Origin of the sequence: Deinococcus murrayi DSM 11303 (genome assembly GCF_000482805.1) — a bacterium.
Classification (GTDB): domain Bacteria; phylum Deinococcota; class Deinococci; order Deinococcales; family Deinococcaceae; genus Deinococcus; species Deinococcus murrayi.
On the sequence record NZ_KI519503.1, the window covers coordinates 103,493 to 122,536 of the forward strand.

Sequence of the window (19,044 nt, forward strand, 5' to 3'; positions counted from 1 at the left end):
ACGGCTCAGAAGGCAACGGTAGTCCTGGCTTGCTCCACCTGGAGCTGCAGCTCCCGCAGTCCGTGCTGCCCCGCATGCGCCGCAAGCTGCTCCAGGTCAGCTTGGGTCAAATGGGCGAGATAGCCCCTTATCAAGGTGGAGAGGGCCGCATCGAGCGTCATGCCAGTCTGCACGTATTCCAGGACTTCGCTCATAAAGTGGGTGCCCACCATCACGGCACCGCGCAACCGTCCCTGCGGGCGGTCCTGTAGCCCCCCGGTTCCCACCACGCCGTAGAGGGCGTCAAACGTCTTCTGCGGAATGCCCGAATACTTCCGCTGGAGGTACGCTCGTTCGGACACCGGAACACTGACCTGAACACTCGTGAAGCGCCGCTGGAGGGCGGCACTCAAGTCGTGCAGCCGCGCAGTGTCCGCGTCGTTGAGGGTGCCGATGAGCAGGAAATCCGGGGGAAGAAAGACCTCCTCAGCGGCTCCGTCATCGGGGCCGACCAACGGGAGCTGCGAGCGGTACCGGGGGTCAAGCAGGGTCAGAAGCCGTCCGAAAGCCTCGTCCTGGTGGGCACGGTTGAATTCATCGATAATCAGGGCGTGCGGGCGTCCCGTGCTCTGGAGGCTCTGGAGGTGTCGCTGCGCCGCGCGGGTCACCACCCCCGGCATAAAGGCGTAACGCAAGGTGTCACCCGGCGCAACGCGCAGCCCCCCCACCACCTCACTGCTCGTCCAGCGGGCATCGGCAGTGACGAGGGTGTAGTTCCCCTCGCCGCACAGCGCTTCGGCAAGCAAGGTGGCGAGCAGCGTTTTGCCCACCCCCGGTGCACCTCTGAGCAGGAGAGGTCGGGAGCGCTCCAGGGTCTTGCGGGCCACCTCAACGACCTGAGGGTCCACCGCCATGCGCTCTGTCAGGGTGAGCCAGGGGTCGGGAGCTGGAGAAAGTGGTGGAGGGGGTGGCGGGGCTGGGACAGCAGGAGCAGGAGCCGCGTCCTCCGGCGCGGGCGGCGGTGGCACGGGAGCGGGTTTGGGACGGGGCGCTGGGGGTGGCGGCGGGGCTTCCGTCAACGACCGGAGCAAAGAGGACGCGAATGTGGCTGGGGCGGGGGGGGTCTGTCCATCAAGGACGGCGTAGGGTGCGGCGGAAATTCCACTGAGGGCATGGAGCATCAAGCGCCGCATGGCACTTCCTGCCAACACGGGCTGGGGTGGCGCGGAGCTTCCCGTCTCGCGCAGGGTCGCGCGCCGACTTACAAGGACGCGCCCATCTGTGCCTGGGCGTTCGAGCTGGAAGTCGTAAACGTCCGCAGCCTTCACCTTTTGCAGGCGGCGGTCCCGCTTACGAACTGTCGTCTGAAGTTCCAGGGTCCGCACAGTTTCACCCACGCTCACTGCACGGTAGGCGGTGACGGACGCTCCCGTGCGGCCAATCACGGTCTGCATCTGTCTTTTTGCCTCTGCCGTGATGGCCTGGGGGACCGCGCTGTACATCACCAAGGGTTCGCCGTCTTCATCGCTCACGACCCCTTGCAAGTAGACCGCCAGGTCGTTCCGGTCCGCGATTCCCAACACCTCGCAGACAAGGAGTTGTGGCTGCGCGGCGCTTAGGGCCAGGGCGCGGGTGGCGGAGTCGGGCCACTCAAAGGCCAAATCATGGGTAAGCCGAGGTTGCTCTGGCCGGGGCAGAGGGAGGGGCAAGAGCGGAGAGAGCAAGTTGCCGCTAGCGTCACGGCTCCAACGGCTGCCCAGGCGTGCGCGGTCTACGTCGGCCTGCTGGTCAGGTGTGAGGGCAGCGAGAGCTTCATGCGACAGCTTGTACTGGGCGAAAACATGGATGGAAAACATCACTGGACTCCAGGAAGGTTGAGGGCGCGCAGCCGTTGCAGCAATGCGTTTGGCGGGTCAAGGGGATGGCAGCGCAGTCGTAACAGTCTGGCGCGTCCCCCAGGAAGCGGAGTTTCCCGAACGACCTCGCCGTTGGCCGCTGGCCATAGCACCAGGCCTGCCGCCGCATGGGTCAGCCCCATGTACCCCAGCAACTGCCGATTGACCTCGCGAATCTGCTCGGTGGAGAGCCGATCGAGGGCACGGTATTTCACATCGGCCACCAAAGCAGCGCCGTTGTCGAACACCGCCAGCAGGTCAGGCATCATCTGTTGGTAGCCTTGGCCAACGCCCCGGAAGCCCAGGCGTGGATTGAGGGTGACTGTCACGCCCGGCCCCCGGAAGGTCCCGGTATATAACCCTTGGGCGTCTTGGACGAAGGTCCCGTCTGTAGCATCAAGGGCATGGAGCAGGCTGGCCTGTACCCAGAGTTCGTAGAGGTCCGGCATACGGACATGGCCCGACGGCAGGTCGCGGGCCTGGCGGCGCAGGTTGCTCAGCCGTTCGCGAAGCCTCTGGGCCTCACGGGAAATCACATCCTGGCCAGACTTCTCAGTCGTCCCTGCCTCCGGTAGGCTGTTGAGGACTCCCTGCACCCGCGCCCGCAAGTGCTCGCCCCCCGCGAGCGCTGCGGCTGTGATAGCCAGCGCTTGCCAGAGGTCCCGGAGGGCCGAGAGGCCCGCAGGTTGCGCGGGATATGGAAGGTAGCGGGCCATGTGGTCAGGAAACCCCCCGCGCCCCCAGTGGTCCAGGGTGAGTTGCCAATCCACTCGGTCCGGAACACTTCCACCCCGCGTGACCCGCCGCCGCGTCCCAGCCGACCAGCGTGGAAGTCGCCGCCAAACTTCTGTCAACCGCCAGGCACCCAGAGCAATACCCTCAACATCTGCGAGCGTGAGGGGCTGCACGCTCAATCCTTCCGTTTTGGGAACCAGGTGGGTGGGATACCCTAGAGAAGCCGTGAGGTTGGGAAGGCTGTCCACTATCCGGCTGAGCGCCATAAACGCTTCCCAAGGCGCGGGCGCGAGCTTGGCGGGAAATACGTAGGTCGTCGCGTCTACCCGACCGTCCGTGCTCGTAAAGTGCAGGCGTCCCACCCAATCGTGAACGTCGACCGTGGTGCAGTCCACGGCTTGAGCGGTGATGAAGGGCGTGGTGGGCGTGAGGGCAGCCTGGGAAACAGGATGCCCATTCACGAGAAGGGTTGCCCCCGCTCCGGGTGAGGGCAGGACCAGGCGAGTGTGTTCCGCCGTAAATGCGAGCAGAGTGGGTGGGGACGTAAGAGAGGACAACCGCCTGTCAGCTTAGCGGATGGCCCATCCAGATGTAACCGCAGTTCAGCGACCATCCCCACACCCGTGGGGAAAACTTGTAGGCCATGATGTGCGCGTGATCGTTGTTCGGACCATCCCCACACCCGTGGGGAAAACCCCCGGTACGGCGAGGGCATGAGTAGGCACGGCGGACCATCCCCACACCCGTGGGGAAAACGTCGACAGTGGCGGCTTCCAGGCCGGGGGCGGCGGACCATCCCCACACCCGTGGGGAAAACTGGCTCAGGCGAACTGGACTCGCGCCGTATTACGGACCATCCCCACACCCGTGGGGAAAACCGGTAGGCGGCGGTTTCGGCAGCCAGCACCGCCGGACCATCCCCACACCCGTGGGGAAAACGCCGTGAGCGTGACCGAAAGCGTGCTAGAGGACGGACCATCCCCACACCCGTGGGGAAAACAACCGTTGGCGCGGTACATCCAAACCGCCGAGCGGACCATCCCCACACCCGTGGGGAAAACGCATCCGCTACGGCAGCCCGCAAGAAACAAGCCGGACCATCCCCACACCCGTGGGGAAAACCCAAGAACGAGCTACGCGAGACCGGGCGCGTCCGGACCATCCCCACACCCGTGGGGAAAACACTTCCACATTTCCCCCCCTGCGCCCAGGAGCCGGACCATCCCCACACCCGTGGGGAAAACGGACAGGTGCGGGAATGCGCCACACGCGCCCCCGGACCATCCCCACACCCGTGGGGAAAACTCAATCGGGAGCGTTCAGGCCGTCGCCGGATTCGGACCATCCCCACACCCGTGGGGAAAACGACACCGCCGACAGCGGCGAGAGTTCCGCCCGCGGACCATCCCCACACCCGTGGGGAAAACGATGACCCGTCCGTGAGCATCCGCCACCATGACGGACCATCCCCACACCCGTGGGGAAAACGCCGCCACCGTCGCGGGCGTGTCGGGCTGGGTCGGACCATCCCCACACCCGTGGGGAAAACACTTTGGCAACACGGCCTCAAACCCCGCTTGCCCCCGCCGAAGGCCCTAGCCCTCGGCTGGAATCAGCTTACATTTTCATGCGGCCCGGAATGTGCTTCCCCACGCAGATTAGCCCATCAGGAACTCGTGGACGGCCTGGGCGGCGTCGCGGCCCTCGCGGATGGCCCAGACGACGAGGGATTGGCCCCGGCGCATGTCGCCCGCGGCAAAGACGCCGGGCACATTGGTCGCATAGCGGCGCTCTCCGGCGGTGGCTGCGCTCGCGTTGCCGCGGGCGTCGCGCTCTACGCCAAAGGCTTGCAGCACGCTTCCGACTGGGCTGACAAAGCCCATTGCCAGCAGCACGAGGTCGGCGGGAATGACGGCTTCGCTGCCGGGCACTTCGCGCATCTGGCCGCCCTCCCAGTCGAGGCGCACGGTCTGCACGCCCGTGACCCGGCCCCCCTCGCCCAGGAAGGCTTTGGTGGCCACCGCGAACTCGCGTTCGCCGCCTTCCTCGTGGCTGGAGGAGGTCCGCAGGCGGTGGGGCCAGTAGGGCCAGGTCAGCGGCTTGTCTTCCTGGGCGGGGGGCATGGACAGCAGCTCCAGTTGGGTGACGCTGACGGCCCCCTGGCGGTGCGAGGTGCCCATACAGTCCGACCCCGTGTCGCCCCCGCCGATGACGACCACCCGTTTGCCCTCCGCATGAATGGGCGGGGTGTCCCATAGCCCGCCGTTGACCCGGTTTTGCCCGGTCAGGAACTCCATTGCGAAATGGACCCCGGCCAGCTCCCGCCCCGGCACGGGCAGGTCGCGGGGGTGCTCGGCCCCTCCCGCGAGCAGCACAGCGTCGTACTCGGCCCGCAGCTCCCCGGCGCTCACCCGCTGCGGCTCGCCGGGCACCGCGGGCAGGTCCGCTCCCCACTCGCCCACCAGGACCCCGGTGCGGAAGGTGACGCCCTCGGCCTCCAGTTGCGCGAGGCGGCGGTCGATGAGGGCCTTGTCCAGCTTAAAGTCGGGGATGCCGTAGCGCAGCAGGCCGCCGGGCCGCTCGTGCTTCTCGAAGACGGTGACCGCGTGCCCCGCCCGCGCGAGCTGCTGCGCCGCCGCCAGGCCCGCTGGCCCCGACCCGACCACCGCCACCCGGCGGTCCGTGCGCACGGCGGGGGGCTGCGGGGTGACCCAGCCCTCCTGCCAGCCGCGGTCGATGATGGTCCGCTCGATAGACTTGATGCCGACCGCCTCGTCGACGAGGTTGAGCGTGCAGGCCGCCTCGCAGGGGGCCGGGCACACCCGCCCGGTGAACTCCGGGAAGTTGTTCGTCGCGTGCAGGGCCTCCAGCGCCGCTCGCCAACCGTCCCCGTACACCAGGTCGTTCCAGTCGGGAATCAGGTTGTTCACCGGACACCCGTTTTGGCAAAAGGGAATCCCGCAGTCCATACAGCGGGCCGCTTGCACCCGCGCCTGCGCGACGGGCAGTTCGCGGACGAACTCGCGGTGGTGGCGCAGCCGGGCGTCGACCGGCTCGTAAGTATCGGGAATGCGGCGGTGCTCCAGAAATCCGGTGACTTTGCCCATGGGGACCTCGGTGAAGGTGGAAAAAGGTGGCTCCTAGCGGGTCAGCACGCCGCTGCCCGTCTCCGGGGTTTGTGTCTCGCCCGCCAGCGAGCCGGTGTGGCCCGGCCCCTCTTCCCCAGCGCGGCGGGCGAGGTCGCCCAGCGCTCGCTCGTACTCGCGCGGGAAGACCTTGATGAAGCGGGCGCGGGCGGCGTCCCAGTCCGCAAGCAGGTCGCGGGCACGGGTAGACCCGGTCCAGCGGTGGTGGTCTTCGAGGAGGCGGCGCAGTTGCACCTCGTCCGGCTCGCCCCGGTGCCAGAAGGCGGGGTTGGTGATGGCTTCCTGCTCTTCTCGCGGGAGCACCCGGTCGAGCGACACCATCGCCGGATTGCAGCGCCCGGCAAAGCCGCCGTCCTCGTCGTAGACGTAGGCCACCCCGCCCGACATCCCGGCGGCGAAGTTGCGCCCGGTCTTTCCCAGCACCACGACCGTGCCGCCCGTCATGTATTCGCAGCCGTGGTCGCCCACGCCTTCTACGACCGCCGTCGCCCCGGAGAGCCGCACCGCGAAGCGCTCGCCCGCCACCCCGCGCAAGAAGGCCTCGCCCGCGGTCGCCCCGTACAGCACGGTATTGCCGGCAATCACATTGCGGGCCGGGTCGCCCCGGAAGTCGATGGAGGGCCGCACGACGACCCGCCCGCCCGACAGCCCCTTGCCCACGTAGTCGTTGGCGTCCCCGATGAGGTAGAGGGTCACCCCCGGCGCGAGAAAGGCCCCGAAGCTCTGCCCGGCGGTGCCCTCCAGTTGAATGAAGATGGTCCCGTCGGGGAGGCCGTCCGGCCAGCGGCGCACCAGCTCGCCCGACAACATTGCCCCCACGGTGCGGTGGACATTGCGCACGTCGCCCAGCACCTTGACCCGCTCGCCGCGTTCTAGGGCGGGGCGGCACTGCTCCAGCAGCCAGCGGTCGAGCGCCCGCGCCAGGCCGTGCTCCTGAGTTTCGGTGTGGCGGCGGGCCACCTGGGGCGGCGCGGCGGGGGCGTGCAGCACCCGCGAGAGGTCCAGCCCCCGCGCCTTCCAGTGGCCGGCGGCGGCCCGCGTGTCCAGCAGGTCTACCCGCCCCACCAGGTCCTCAAAGCGCCGCACCCCCAGCGCCGCCATCAGCTCGCGGACCTCCTCGGCCACAAAGAAGAGGTAGTTGATGACGTGCTCCGGCTTTCCGGCGAACTTGGCCCGCAGCACCGGGTCCTGGGTCGCGACCCCCACCGGGCAGGTGTTGAGGTGACACTTGCGCATCATGATGCAGCCCTGGGCGACGAGGGGGGCGGTCGCAAAGCCGAACTCGTCGGCCCCCAGTAGCGCCCCGATGACCACGTCGCGCCCGGTTTTGATTTGGCCATCGACCTGGAGGCGCACCCGCCCGCGCAGGCGGTTGAGGACCAGCGTCTGCTGGGTTTCGGCCAAGCCCAGTTCCCAGGGAGACCCCGCGTGCTTGATGGACGACCAGGGCGAAGCCCCGGTGCCGCCGTCGTGCCCGGCAATGACGATGTGGTCGGCCCGCGCCTTGGCGACCCCCGCCGCGACGGTGCCCACCCCCACCTCGGCCACCAGCTTGACGGACACGTCCGCCGCTGGATTGACGTTTTTGAGGTCGTGAATGAGCTGGGCGAGGTCCTCGATGGAGTAGATGTCGTGGTGGGGCGGCGGGCTAATCAGCCCCACCCCCGGCACCGAGTGGCGCAGCTCGCCGATGTAGTCAGTGACCTTGCCACCGGGAAGCTGCCCGCCTTCTCCCGGCTTGGCCCCCTGCGCCATCTTGATTTGAATCTGGTCGGCAGAGACGAGGTACCCGGTCGTCACCCCGAAGCGCCCCGACGCGACCTGCTTAATCCGGGAGCGCAGCGAGTCGCCCTCCTCCAGCGGGTAGTCAGCGGCGGGGACCACCCGCCCCGGCCCCAGCACCTCGCTTAGGCGGGTGCCCGCCGGGAGGCGTTCGCCCCCTTCTCCCCGGCGGTAGCGGGCGGGGTCCTCGCCGCCCTCCCCGGTGTTGGACTTGCCGCCGATGCGGTTCATGGCGACCGCGAGGGTGACGTGCGCTTCGGTGGAGATGCTGCCCAGGCTCATCGCGCCCGTCGCAAAGCGCTTGACAATCTCGGCGGCGGGTTCAACCTCCTCCAGCGGGACGGCCCGCTCCGGGCGGGTGCGCAGCTCCAGCAGCCCGCGCAGGGTCATCAGCCGCCGGGAAGCGTCATTGATGATGGCGGCGTACTCGCGGTAGGTCTCTGCTCGTCCGGAGCGCACCGCGTGCTGCAGCTTGGCGACCGCGTCGGGTGTCCAGGCGTGCTCCTCGCCTCCGGCCCGCCAGGCGTACTCGCCCCCCACGTCCAGCCCCCGCGCGGGCGGGGGGGCGGCAAAGGCGGCGCGGTGCAGCCGCAGCGCTTCTTCGGCGACCTCGAAAACACCCAGTCCGCCCACCTGGGTGGGGGTTCCCCGGAAGTAGGCCTGCACGAGCGCTTCGCTGAGGCCCACCGCCTCAAACATCTGCGCCCCGCAGTACGAGCGGTAGGTGCTGATGCCCATCTTGGAGAGGATTTTGGCCAGGCCCTTGCCCACGCCCTTCAGATACCGGGCCTGCGCCCCGGCGGGGTCCTCCGGAAAAAGGGCGGCGACCGTCTCCAGCGCGAGGTAAGGGTGCACCGCCTCGGCCCCGTAGCCCGCCAGCACCGCGAAGTCGTGGACGCTGCGGGCCGCGCCCGTCTCTGCGACCAGCCCGGTCTGGGTGCGCAGCCCCTCCCGAATGAGGTGCTGGTGCACCGCCGAAAGGGCGAGGGGGGCCGGGATGGCCACCTGCGAGGCGTCGACCCCGCGGTCGGTCAGGATGAGGATGCTCGCGCCCCCCCGCACGGCGTCGCTCGCCGCCGCCCGCAGCGAGGCGAGGCTGGCCTCGATGCCCTCTGCGCCCCAGGCGGCGGGATAGCAGATACTCAGCTCCTGGGGTCGGAAGCGCTCTCCGGTCTGCGCGGCGATGGCCCGCAGCCGCGCCATGTCCGTGCCGTCCAGCAGGGGGGTGGCCGCTTCCAGCCGCAGCGGGGGATTCACCCCGTTCACGTCGAGCAGGTTGGGGCGCGGCCCGATGTAGGTCATCAGCGACATCACGACCGCCTCGCGGATGGGGTCGATGGGCGGGTTGGTGACCTGGGCGAAGCGCTGGCGGAAGTAGTGGCTGAGGGGCTTTTCGCGCCCAGAGAGCACCGCGAGGGGCGAGTCGTTGCCCATCGAGCCAACGCCCTCCTCGCCCGCCGCCCCCAGCGGCGTGAGCACGAACTTGAGGTCCTCGGCGGTGTAGCCAAAGGCCCGCTGCCGCGCGGTGAGCGGCGCGGCGGGCGGCGGCGGGGGGTCACCGGGCGTCAGTTCGGCGAGGCGCACCCGCACGTTGCGGGTCCACTCCGCGTAGGGCCGCGCCCCCGCGAGCTGGCCCTTGATTTCCGCGTCGTCCAGGATGCGGCCCGCCGCCGGGTCGAGCAGGAACATCCGCCCCGGCTGGAGCCGCCCCTTGTAGACCACTCGGCCTTCCGGAATGGGGAGCACCCCCGACTCGGAGGCGAGCACGACCAGGTCGTCGTCGGTGACGAGGTAGCGGGCGGGCCGCAGCCCGTTGCGGTCGAGGGTGGCCCCGATGCTGCGCCCGTCGGTAAAGACCATCGCGGCGGGGCCGTCCCAGGGTTCAAGCATGGGCGCGTGGTACTCGTAAAAGGCCCGCCGCGCCGGGTCCATGTCCGGCTGGCCCTCCCACGCTTCGGGGATGAGGAGCGCCACCGCGTGCGCGAGGGGATACCCCGCCATCACCAGCAGCTCCAGCGCGTTGTCAAAGGTGGCGGTGTCCGACTGCCCGCGCAGGCTGACCGGGTAGAGCTTGGCGAGGTCCTCGCCGAGCACGGGCGAGCGCATCGCTCCTTCGCGCGCCCGCATCCAGTTGAAGTTGCCCTGCACGGTGTTGATTTCACCGTTGTGGGCAACCATCCGGTAGGGATGGGCGAGGAACCACTCCGGAAAGGTGTTCGTCGAAAACCGCTGGTGCACCAGCGCGAGGGCGGACACGGCCCGCTCGTCGGCGAGGTCGCGGTAGTACTCGCCCACCTGGTGCGCGAGCAGCAGGCCCTTGTAAATCACCGTGCGGCACGACATCGAGGGCACGTAGTACTCGCGCCCGTGGGTGAGGCGCAGGCGCAAGATGGCGAGCGACGCCCGCTTGCGAATCACGTACAGCTTGCGCTCCAGCGCGTCGGGCACGAGCACGTCCGGCCCGTGCCCGATAAAGAGCTGCCGAATGACGGGTTCGGTCGCCCGCACCGCCGGGGACATCGGCAGGTCCTCCCGCACGGGCACGTCGCGCCAGCCCAGCACGACCTGCCCCTCGGCCCGCACCGCCCGCTCCAGCTCCTGCTCGCAGGCGAGGCGGGAGGCGGGTTCCTTGGGCAGAAAGACCATCCCCACCCCGTACCCGCCGGGGGGTGGCAGGGTGACCCCCTGCGCCGCCATCTCCTCCCGGTAGAGGGCGTCCGGAATCTGCATCAGCAGCCCCGCCCCGTCCCCCATCAGCTCGTCGGCCCCGACCGCCCCGCGGTGGTCGAGGTTTTCGAGCACCTGTAGAGCCTGGCGAATGATGCCGTGGGACGCTTCCCCCCGCAGGTGCGCCACGAAGCCCACCCCGCAGGCGTCGTGCTCGTGGGCGGCGGCATACAGCCCCCGCGCGGCGAGGTCCCGGCGTTCGTCTTCCTGTGGGCGCTGGCCCGCCCTGTGCGGCGCGTGCTGGTCCATCTGGCCCTCCTTCTCATGCTTCCAGCCCGCTTCGCCAGGCTAGACCCCCAGCCTAGCCGTCCCTGCATAACCTTGCAGTGGGCTTGTCCATGCGTGCTGCGGCGCAGGGCCGTGGCTAGACAACGGGCCGCGACTGGAGAGCGGTGATGGCCTCCCCCGTTCGGCGCTGTATATACAGCGACTTGTATAGAGTTGCGGAGCGCTTGTCTGGGCCTGCCAGGTGCGCGAAGGACGGACAAAAATGTGTCTCCAAAACTAGGCGCATTTCGCACGTTAGGCCCACACTCCCGTAAAGACTTGGAACCATTCCTGCTCTTTGTCACCAAAAGTCTGGACATTTTGCACACCAGGGCAGTGGATGCCTCAAGATGGGGCCACACGGCTCTGGACCTGGGGCCGGGGGAGGGAAAACCGGATGAAGCTGATTACAGCGGTGGTGCGCCCGGAGCGGGTGGCGCAGGTCAAGGAGGCCCTCTTTGCGGCGGGCATCAGCGGGCTGACGCTCTCGCGGGTGTCTGGGCACGGGGGCGAGCGGGCGGTCGTCGAGCAGTACCGGGGCACGCGGGTGATGGTCGAGTTCCGCGACAAGGTGGAGTTCCGCATGGCGGTGTCCGAGCCGTTCGTGGAGGTGGCGATTGAGGCGATTTGCGCGGCGGCCCGCACGGGTGAGGTCGGGGACGGCAAGATTTTCGTGCAGCCCCTCGAACGGGTGATTCGCATCCGCACCGGCGAGCAGGACGTGGCGGCCCTCACGCCCGTCACCGAGACCCAGCGTGTGCCCGCCTCCCTGGGGGTGCGGCCATGAGGCGGCGCTTCGCTCTCGGCCTCCTCGCCTGCGGGGGCAGCGCCGGGGCCACCGCCCCCGCCCTCAGCAGCGGCGACACCGCCTGGATGCTCGTCGCGGCAGCGATGGTGCTGCTGATGACGCCGGGGCTGGCCTTTTTTTACGGGGGGCTGACCCGCGCCCAAAGCGTCCTGAACACCATGATGATGAGTATCGCCTCGCTGGGGCTGGTGGGCGTTCTGTGGACCCTGGCGGGCTACACCCTGGCCTTCGGGGAGGGGGGGAATGCCCTGGTGGGCGGCCTGGGGAACCTGGGGCTGGAGGGCCTGAGCGGACAGCTCAGCGGCACCATCCCGGCGACCGTGTTCGCGGCCTTTCAGGGGATGTTCGCCATCATCGCCCTGGCATTGGTGAGCGGGGCCGTCGTCGAGCGGATGCGCTTCGGGGCCTTTCTCCTCTTCGGGGGGCTGTGGAGCCTGCTGATTTACGCGCCTCTCGCCCACTGGGTCTGGAGCGCGGACGGCTGGCTGTTCGGCCTGGGGGCGCTGGACTTCGCGGGCGGCACGGTCATCCATATCGCGGCGGGGGTCTCGGCGCTCGTCGCGGCGCGGGTGCTGGGGCCGCGCCTGGGGCACCCCCACGCAGCGCACGTGCCGCACAATGTCCCCTTCGTGCTGCTGGGGGCGGGGCTGCTGTGGTTCGGCTGGATGGGCTTCAACGCGGGGTCGGCCCTGGCCGCCAACGAGACGGCGGGCCTGGCCCTGCTCAATACCCTGGTGGCCCCCGCCGCCGCCCTGCTGGTGTGGCTGGCCCTGGAGTCGGGCCGCGCCGGAAAACCCACCGCTGTGGGAGCCGCGACGGGCCTGGTCGTGGGCCTGGTCGCCATCACGCCCGCCTGCGCCTTCGTCACCCCCTGGGCCGCGCTGACCATCGGCGGGCTGGGAGCCGCCGCGAGCTTCGCGGTCGTCGGGGCCAAAGCCCGGCTGGGGGCCGATGACGCCCTCGACGTGTTCGCCTGCCACGGGGTCGCCGGAATCGTGGGTGCCCTGCTCACCGGGGCGCTCGCCTGGACCACCGGCAGCGGCGAGGCGGTCGGGCGGCAACTGCTGGTGCAACTCCTGAGCGTGGGGGCGACGGTCGCCTTGACCGGGCTGGGTACCCTGCTGCTGCTGAGGCTGGTCTCGCTCGTCACCCCGCTGCGGGTCTCGCCCCGGCAAGAGGTCCTGGGCATGGACCTGTGCGCCCACCGGGAGCAGGGGTACCGCGACGCCGACGGCTCGCTGGGGGCACCCGTGTTCGTGGGGGGGGACTGACCCCCCACACCTAAAGGTTTCCTTCATACGCTGGGCACCCATTCTCCCAGGGGTGCCCGATACTTTGGCTTATTTTCAGGCGTTCAGAGGAAGCCCGTGCTCCGCCGCCTTCTTCCCGCCCGCCCCAGGAGTCTCGCTGCCCCATGACCCTCTCTAAACCCATCGAAATCCTGCTCGTCGAGGACAATCCGGCTGACATCCTCCTGACCGAAGAGGCGTTTGAGGAAGCCCACTTTCCCCACGCGCTGCGGGTGGCCCGCGACGGGGTGGACGCCCTGGCCTACTTGCGGCGCGAGGGGCCGTACGCCGGGGCCGCGACCCCCGACGTGATTTTGCTCGACCTCAACATGCCGCGCATGGGCGGCCTGGAGGTCCTCGACGTGCTGAAGGTGGACGGCGAGCTGCGGAACATCCCGGTCGTGGTCCTGACAACCTCCCGCGCCGAGGCGGACATCTGGCGCTCTTATAACCTGCACGCCAACGCCTATATCCCCAAGCCCGTCACCATCAGCGAGTTCGTGGAGGTCATCAAGTCCTTCGGGAACTTTTGGTTTGCGACGGCGGCGCTCTCGCCCAAGGAGCGGCCCTAGTTCCTCACTCGCCGGGGCGGTGCAGCTCGCCCAGCACCGCTTCCAGCACGTCTATCGCCCGCCCAAACTCCGCGAGGGAAAGGCGTTCGTGCGGGGTGTGATCGAGGGCCGCGTCCCCCGGTCCGTAGGCGACCGCCGGGCAGCCCCACACCGGGCCGACGACGTTGAGATCGGCGGTCCCCGTCTTGAGGACCAGCCCCGGCTGCTCCCCCTGCGCCCGAATGGCACGGGCAAAGGTCCGCACCAGGGGGGAGGTGCGCCCGGTCTGAAAGGCGGGGCACTCGCCGAGGACCTCCAGGCTCAGGCTGGGAAAGTCAGCCCCCAGCGCCCGCAGCCCCGCCAGGACCGGGCCGGGCGGATGCGCGGGCGGCAGGCGCAGGTGCAGCTCGGCGACGGCGGTCTCGCGCAGGCCGTCGCTCTGTGAGTTGAGGTGCAGCAAAGTAGGCTGGAGCTGGTCGAAGACGCGGGCCTCGTGCCCGGTGAGCTGCGCCGCCCAGCCCTCCACCCGCCCCCAGTAAGCTACCAGCGCTTCGGCGGCAGTCTGCCGGGGGTGGGCCGAGTGGCCGCCGGGCACCGTGAGGCGGGCACGCAGCCGCAGCGACCCCTTGTAGCCCAGGGTGACCCGCCGCCAGTCGCTCGGCTCGCCCACAATGCAGAAGTCGGGGGCATACTCCCCGGCGGCGTGGTGTGCCCCCCGGCTGGAGGGCGCTTCTTCTTCCACGCAGCCCACGACGACGACCTGCCCGCGCCAGTCCCCCCGCCGGGCGAGTCGGGCCGCCGCGCCCACAAAGGCGGCGAGCGCCCCCTTGGCGTCCACCGCCCCCCGCCCATACAGCACCCCGCCTTCCACCCGCACCGGAATCTCGCCGGGCACGGTGTCGAGGTGCCCCAAGAGGACGGTCTGCGGGCGGCCCGTCCCCAGCACGCCCACCGCGTTGCCCGCCGCGTCGACGTGGGCGGCGAGGCCCAGCCCCCGCATCTGCCGGACCAGCCAGGTGGCGGCTTCCCGTTCTTTTCCCGACACGCTGGGAATGGCGACCAGGCCGCACAGCAGCGCTTCTTCGGCGCTCAGGGGGGGAAAGAGGGCCGTCAAGCGAGCACCTCTGCGAGTGCCCCCACGACCGCTTCCAGCTCGGCGTCCGAAATCACCAGCGGCGGCAGCAGCCGCAGCACACTCGGCCCGGCGGGGAGGGCGAGGACGCCGCGTTCTTGCAGGGCGGCCAGGTGGGGGGCCACCCGCTCGCGCAGCTCCAGCCCCACCATCAGCCCCCGCCCGCGCACCTCGCGCACCCGCCGCCCCGGCAGGGCACGCAGCGCCCCCAGCAGCCATTCGCCCTTGCGGGCGGCCTCGGCGGGCAGGCCTTCCTCGCGCAGCACCGCGAGCACCGCTCGCCCCGCCGCGCACGCGAGGGGATTGCCGCCAAAGGTCGAGCCATGGGTGCCCACCCCCAACTGGCCCACGCGCGGGCCGAGGGCGACCGCTCCCATCGGCACGCCCCCCGCGATGGCCTTGCCCAGGATGAGGAGGTCCGGCTCCAGGCCGCTGTGTTCGCAGGCGAACAGGCGTCCGGTGCGCCCAAAGCCGGTCTGCACCTCGTCCACGAGGAGAAGCGCTCCCCGCTCGCGGCACAGCCGCTCGGCCTCCCGCAGGAAGTCGTCGGCGAGGGGCCGCACCCCCCCTTCCCCCTGCACGATTTCCAGCAGGACGGCGGCGGTCCGTTCGGTGATGGCGGCGTCCAGCCCGGCCCGGTCGCCGGGGGTTACGTGGCCGAACTCCGGCACCAGCGGCAAAAAGGGGTCGCGGTAGTGAGCCTCCCAGGTCGCGCTGAGTGCCCCCAGGGTGCGGCCATGAAAGCCGCGCCGCAGGGCCACCACGCCTGGCCGCCCGGTGCTGGCGCGGGCGAACTTGAGGGCCGCCTCGACCGCCTCCGCGCCGGAGTTGCACAGGAAAAGCCGCGAGAGGCCTGCGGGCAACACCCCGGCGAGTTCGGCGAGGTAGGCCGCCCGCACGTCGTTGTGCACCGCCTCCTGACAGGTCAGCAGGGTGGCCGCCTGCGCCTGCACCGCCGCGACCACGCGGGGGTGGGCATGTCCCACATTCGCCACCCCCTGCCCGGAGGCGCAGTCGAGGTAAGCCCGGCCCGCCTCGTCCCAGAGGGTGGCCCCCTGGCCGCGCACGAGCGTCAGGGGCCGCTTGGCATAGACCCCGCTGCCGTGCCGGGCTTCCAGGGTGCGGGCGAGGGGCACCGCGGTCATGCGGGCACCTCCGGCGAGGGCTGGGGGGTAAGGGGCTGCCCCAGCACGGTGCCCCGGCCCGCGAGCGCGTCCCGCACGGGCCGCTCGCGCCGGGCGTCCCCGATGACGACGCGGGGCACCCCCGCCGCGAGCGCCTCGCCCGCCGCGAGGACCTTGCGCTTCATGCGGCCCTGGGCCCACCGCCCCGCTTCGTCCAGCCGCTCGGCGGGAAGGTGCCCCACCAGGCTGGCCTCGTCGGGATACGCCCGCAGCAGGCCGGGCACATTGCTCAGCAGCAGCAAGGCCCCTGCCCCCAGCGCCCCCGCGACGGCGGCGGCGGCCCGGTCCCCGTCCACATTGAGCAGCTCGCCCCCCTCTCCCAGCGCGAGGGGCGCGACCACCGGGAGGTATCCCGCCTCCAGCAGCAAGCGCAGGAGGTCCCCGCTCGCCCCCGTCACCGTGCCCGTCCAGTCGTCCCGCACCAGGCGCACCCGGCCCCCCTCCTCCACGTGGCGCTGAGCCGCCTTGCGCCGCGCCCGCAGGAGCTGGCCGTCGGCCCCGCACAGGCCCAGCGCATTCACCCCCAGGCCCTGCAAGGTTTCGACCAGCAGGCGGTTGACGCGGGCGGTCGCCATCGCAAAGATTTCCAGGGTCCGGCGGTCGGTGTGGCGGCTGACGTGGCCCGACGGCGAGGTCAGGAAGCGGGGGGGGTGGCCCAGGGCGGCGGCGAGGGCGTCCGTCTCGGCAGAGCCGCCATGCAAGGCGACAAGCGGACGCCCCCGGTGCCACTCGGCGGCGAGGTCGTGGCCCAGCGCCCGCGGGTCGATGTTCTGAGCACCGCCAATCTTGATGACGAGGGGAGAGGTCGTGGCGAGGAAGGGGGTCATAGCAGGGGTCTCCTTGGGGGGTCAGACCGGGTGCAGCCCGGCCAGCCGCAGCCCGGCGTCTTCCGGCCAGCCGCACATGAGGTTGAGGGCCTGCACCGCCGTGCCTGCCGCCCCCTTCATCAGGTTGTCGAGGGCACACAGGGCGACGATGCGGCCCGTGCGGGGGTCGGCGCTCCAGCCCACGTCGGCGAGGTTGGTGCCCCACAGAATCTTGGGTTCGGGGTGGCGATAGTTGCCGCCCTTTTCGTGGACGATGCGGACAAAGGGTTCCTGGGCGTAGGCGGCCCGGTACGCCCGCCAGAGCGTGCGCTCTTCGGGCGGTTCGCGCAGCCAGGCGTGCACCGTGGCCAGCGCCCCGCGCACGAGTTCGACGGACGTGACCGACAGCTCGGCGTCCACCCCCAGCACCTGCCGCACCTCCGCCGCATGGCGGTGTCCGGTGGGGGCATAGGAGCGCACGACGTGGGAGCGCTCCGGGTGGTGGCTCGACTCGCTCGCCCGGTCGCCGCCCTCCGAGGAGCCGACCTTGACGTCCGCCACGATGGGCCGGGTGAGGTCCAGCAGCCCAGCCCGCACGAGCGGCCACAGGGCGAGGTTCACAGCGGTCGCGTTGCAGCCCACCCCGGAGACATATCGCGCCTCCCGGATGGCCGCCCGGTTCGTCTCCGGCAGCCCGTAGGCGAAGCGCTCCAGCCACGCCGGGGCGGGGTGCTCTCGCCCGTACCACTCCCGGTACGTCGCCGGGTCAGCCAGCCGAAAGTCCGCCGAGCAGTCGATGAGGCGGGGAGCGAGGCAGCTGAGGTCCCCGATGTGCTCCGCCGCGTACCCGTGCGGCAGGGCCGTGATGAGCACGTCGCATTCCGGCAACTCCGCCAGCGGCACGAAGCGCAGGTCGGTCCAGCCGCGCAGGTTGGGGTGTGTGGCCGCCACGTACCCCCCGGCTCGGCGCTCGGAGCTGACGGCGACGACCTCGGCCTGCGGGTGCCCCAGCAGCAGCCGCAGCAGCTCGCCGCCCACGTACCCGGAGCCGCCCGCGATGGCGACGCGGGTCAAGCGAGCACCTCCTGCCGGAACGAGGCCGCCCCCGCCCGCGCTGCGGCGAGCAGGTAGTCCACCACCGCGCCGGGGATGTCTACCCCGGTCGTGTCCACCGAGTTGCGAAACTCCATGCTGTGGTTGACCTCGTTGACCAGCAGCTCGCCTTCCTCCGTCTCCAGCAGGTCCACCGCGAGGACCCCGCCCCCCACCGCCCGCGCCGCCCGCACGGCGAGGTCACCCACCCCGTGGGTCAGCGGGCAGTTCGATGCCTGAGCGCCCCGCGCTGTGTTCGTGACCCAGTGGGCAGAGGTGCGGTAAATCGCCGCGACCGGTTCGTCTCCGACCACAAAGACGCGCAGGTCGCGCCCCGGCTTGCGAATGTGTTCCTGCACGTAATAGACGTGCTGCTGCCAGGACCCCAGCACCTCCAGGTGCTCCAGCAGGGCTTCTGCCGCGTCGCGGTCGTTCACCCGCGAGACCAGCCGCCCCCACGACCCCACCAGGGGCTTGAAGACCACCGGGTAGCCCAGGCGCTCGGTGGCCTCCAGCGCCGCGGCGGGGGTAAAGGCGAGCAGGGTCCGGGGGGTGGGCACCCCCGCCGCCTCCAGCGCGAGCGTGGTGCGGGCCTTGTCCCCGCAGGTTTCGACGACCGCTGCGGAGTTCACGCAGCGCACCCCCCGCGCTTCCAGCGCCCGCAGGGTGTAGAGGGTGCGCCCGTACGACACCGAGCGCCCCAGCACCGTCTCGTAAGGAAAGTCGCGCTCCCGCAGCTCCAGCACCAGCTCGCCGTCACCAAGCCGGGCGTAGGGCACGCGGCGGCGCTCCAGCTCGGCAAAGAGGAGCTTTTCCTCGGTGCGAATCCGCGAGACGAGGACGGCGAGGCGGGGGTGGGGGGCGCTCGCCATCACTCGCCCCAGTCCTCTTCGACGGACGGCGCGAGCGCGACCGCGGGGGGCGAGACCGACACCACCTCCAGCTCGGCCCCGCAGTCGGGGCAGGGCAGCAGCTCGCCTTCGGTGGTGTCGGGCGCAAAGGGGGCCAGGGGGGCGTCACATTCGGGGCAGTTCATGGGGACTCCTTGGGGAAAAAAGGGCGAGAAACGGACCAAACAACTGGCGGCGGGCGGCTTACCTTCCCGGTACCCCCGGAAACCGCCCGTGGGCGCGGTAGTACGGCACGATGCCGCCCGCCCGCCAGACCTCGCGCATCCAGGCGGGGGGCGGGGGCAGGGGCCGCTCGCCCCCCGCCGTGTGGATGCGCGCCGCTTCTAGGTCGAGGTGCACCCGCTCGCCGTCCGCGAGGTCCGTCAGGTCGGCCTCGAAGACGGGGATGCCCAGATTGAGTGCATTGCGGAAAAAGATGCGGGCAAAGCTGGGCGCGATGATGGCCCCCACCCCCACGAGCTTCAGCGCCTGGGGGGCGTACTCCCGCGAGGAACCGCAGCCGAAGTTGTTCCCGGCGACGATGAGGTCGCCCGGTTGCACCTGGGCGGCGAACTCTGGCCGCGCCTCGATAAAGGGAGCCTTGCGCAGCTCCGCTTCGGAGGTCATGTAGGGGGCAAAGCGCCCCGGCACGATTTGGTCGGTGTTCACGTCGGCCCCAAAGCGCCAGACGCGGGCGCTGCGGGTGGGGACGGAGCGGGGAGGAGGGGGGGTCAGGGTCATGGCAGGGCCTCCGGGAAGGG

14 protein-coding genes and 1 CRISPR repeat array are annotated in these 19,044 nt (G+C 70.4%); of the genes, 3 read left to right on the forward strand and 11 right to left on the reverse strand.

Going from position 1 to position 19,044, the window contains the following annotated elements:
- Positions 1 to 5 precede the first annotated feature (5 nt).
- The 4 genes from H565_RS16910 to H565_RS15325 form a co-directional block, all read right to left on the reverse strand.
- A complete protein-coding gene (locus tag H565_RS16910) occupies positions 6 to 893 on the reverse strand; it encodes an AAA family ATPase (protein WP_051363593.1) in 888 nt (295 codons plus the stop codon).
- 941 nt (positions 894 to 1,834) lie between these two features.
- Positions 1,835 to 3,070, reverse strand: a complete 1,236-nt coding sequence (locus H565_RS16490) for a hypothetical protein (RefSeq protein WP_157469044.1) — start codon at positions 3,068 to 3,070, stop codon at positions 1,835 to 1,837.
- 144 nt (positions 3,071 to 3,214) lie between these two features.
- Positions 3,215 to 4,158: a CRISPR direct-repeat array (repeat unit 29 nt; unit sequence CGGACCATCCCCACACCCGTGGGGAAAAC).
- Positions 4,159 to 4,267: 109 nt separating this feature from the next.
- Positions 4,268 to 5,716: a glutamate synthase subunit beta gene (locus tag H565_RS0112005; RefSeq protein WP_027461248.1), complete on the reverse strand. Its 1,449-nt coding sequence runs from the start codon at positions 5,714 to 5,716 to the stop codon at positions 4,268 to 4,270.
- Positions 5,717 to 5,749: 33 nt separating this feature from the next.
- On the reverse strand, positions 5,750 to 10,513 hold the full coding sequence (locus H565_RS15325) for a glutamate synthase-related protein (protein ID WP_084542980.1): 4,764 nt from the start codon (positions 10,511 to 10,513) through the stop codon (positions 5,750 to 5,752).
- A 415-nt stretch (positions 10,514 to 10,928) separates the two neighbouring features.
- Here H565_RS15325 and H565_RS15330 point away from each other — a divergent pair, with 415 nt between their 5' ends.
- The 3 genes from H565_RS15330 (at position 10,929) to H565_RS0112025 (ending at position 13,200) form a co-directional block, all read left to right on the forward strand.
- Positions 10,929 to 11,318, forward strand: coding sequence for a P-II family nitrogen regulator (locus H565_RS15330; protein ID WP_051363595.1), 390 nt, complete (start codon positions 10,929 to 10,931; stop codon positions 11,316 to 11,318).
- A complete protein-coding gene (locus H565_RS0112020) occupies positions 11,315 to 12,610 on the forward strand; it encodes an ammonium transporter (RefSeq protein WP_027461249.1) in 1,296 nt (431 codons plus the stop codon). Before H565_RS15330 ends, H565_RS0112020 begins: the two co-directional genes overlap by 4 nt.
- Before the next feature lie 143 nt (positions 12,611 to 12,753).
- Positions 12,754 to 13,200, forward strand: a complete 447-nt coding sequence (locus H565_RS0112025; protein WP_027461250.1) for a response regulator — start codon at positions 12,754 to 12,756, stop codon at positions 13,198 to 13,200.
- A gap of 4 nt (positions 13,201 to 13,204) precedes the next feature.
- Here the strand turns inward: H565_RS0112025 and H565_RS0112030 are convergent, their stop codons facing one another.
- From H565_RS0112030 to H565_RS0112060, 7 genes are read right to left on the reverse strand one after another with little or no spacing between them, the layout of a single operon-like run.
- Positions 13,205 to 14,293: a [LysW]-lysine hydrolase gene (locus H565_RS0112030; RefSeq protein ID WP_211232132.1), complete on the reverse strand. Its 1,089-nt coding sequence runs from the start codon at positions 14,291 to 14,293 to the stop codon at positions 13,205 to 13,207.
- Positions 14,290 to 15,456, reverse strand: coding sequence for an aspartate aminotransferase family protein (locus tag H565_RS0112035; RefSeq protein WP_027461252.1), 1,167 nt, complete (start codon positions 15,454 to 15,456; stop codon positions 14,290 to 14,292). Before H565_RS0112035 ends, H565_RS0112030 begins: the two co-directional genes overlap by 4 nt.
- The gene (locus H565_RS15335; RefSeq protein WP_051363596.1) at positions 15,453 to 16,322 is read right to left on the reverse strand and encodes a [LysW]-aminoadipate kinase; all 870 of its coding nucleotides are present in this window, start codon (positions 16,320 to 16,322) and stop codon (positions 15,453 to 15,455) included. Before H565_RS15335 ends, H565_RS0112035 begins: the two co-directional genes overlap by 4 nt.
- A 21-nt stretch (positions 16,323 to 16,343) precedes the next feature.
- Entirely contained in the window at positions 16,344 to 17,375 is a 1,032-nt protein-coding gene (gene argC / locus H565_RS0112045) for an N-acetyl-gamma-glutamyl-phosphate reductase (protein ID WP_027461253.1), read from the reverse strand.
- Positions 17,372 to 18,265 carry a lysine biosynthesis protein LysX gene (lysX, locus tag H565_RS0112050; RefSeq protein ID WP_034409500.1) on the reverse strand — a complete coding sequence of 298 codons (894 nt, stop codon included), beginning with the start codon at positions 18,263 to 18,265 and terminating at the stop codon, positions 17,372 to 17,374. Before lysX ends, argC begins: the two co-directional genes overlap by 4 nt.
- Complete coding sequence (locus H565_RS16150) at positions 18,265 to 18,429, reverse strand: lysine biosynthesis protein LysW (protein ID WP_084542981.1); 165 nt, start codon at positions 18,427 to 18,429, stop codon at positions 18,265 to 18,267. Before H565_RS16150 ends, lysX begins: the two co-directional genes overlap by 1 nt.
- 58 nt (positions 18,430 to 18,487) lie before the next feature.
- Complete coding sequence (locus H565_RS0112060) at positions 18,488 to 19,024, reverse strand: LeuD/DmdB family oxidoreductase small subunit (protein ID WP_051363597.1); 537 nt, start codon at positions 19,022 to 19,024, stop codon at positions 18,488 to 18,490.
- Positions 19,025 to 19,044: the final 20 nt, after the last annotated feature.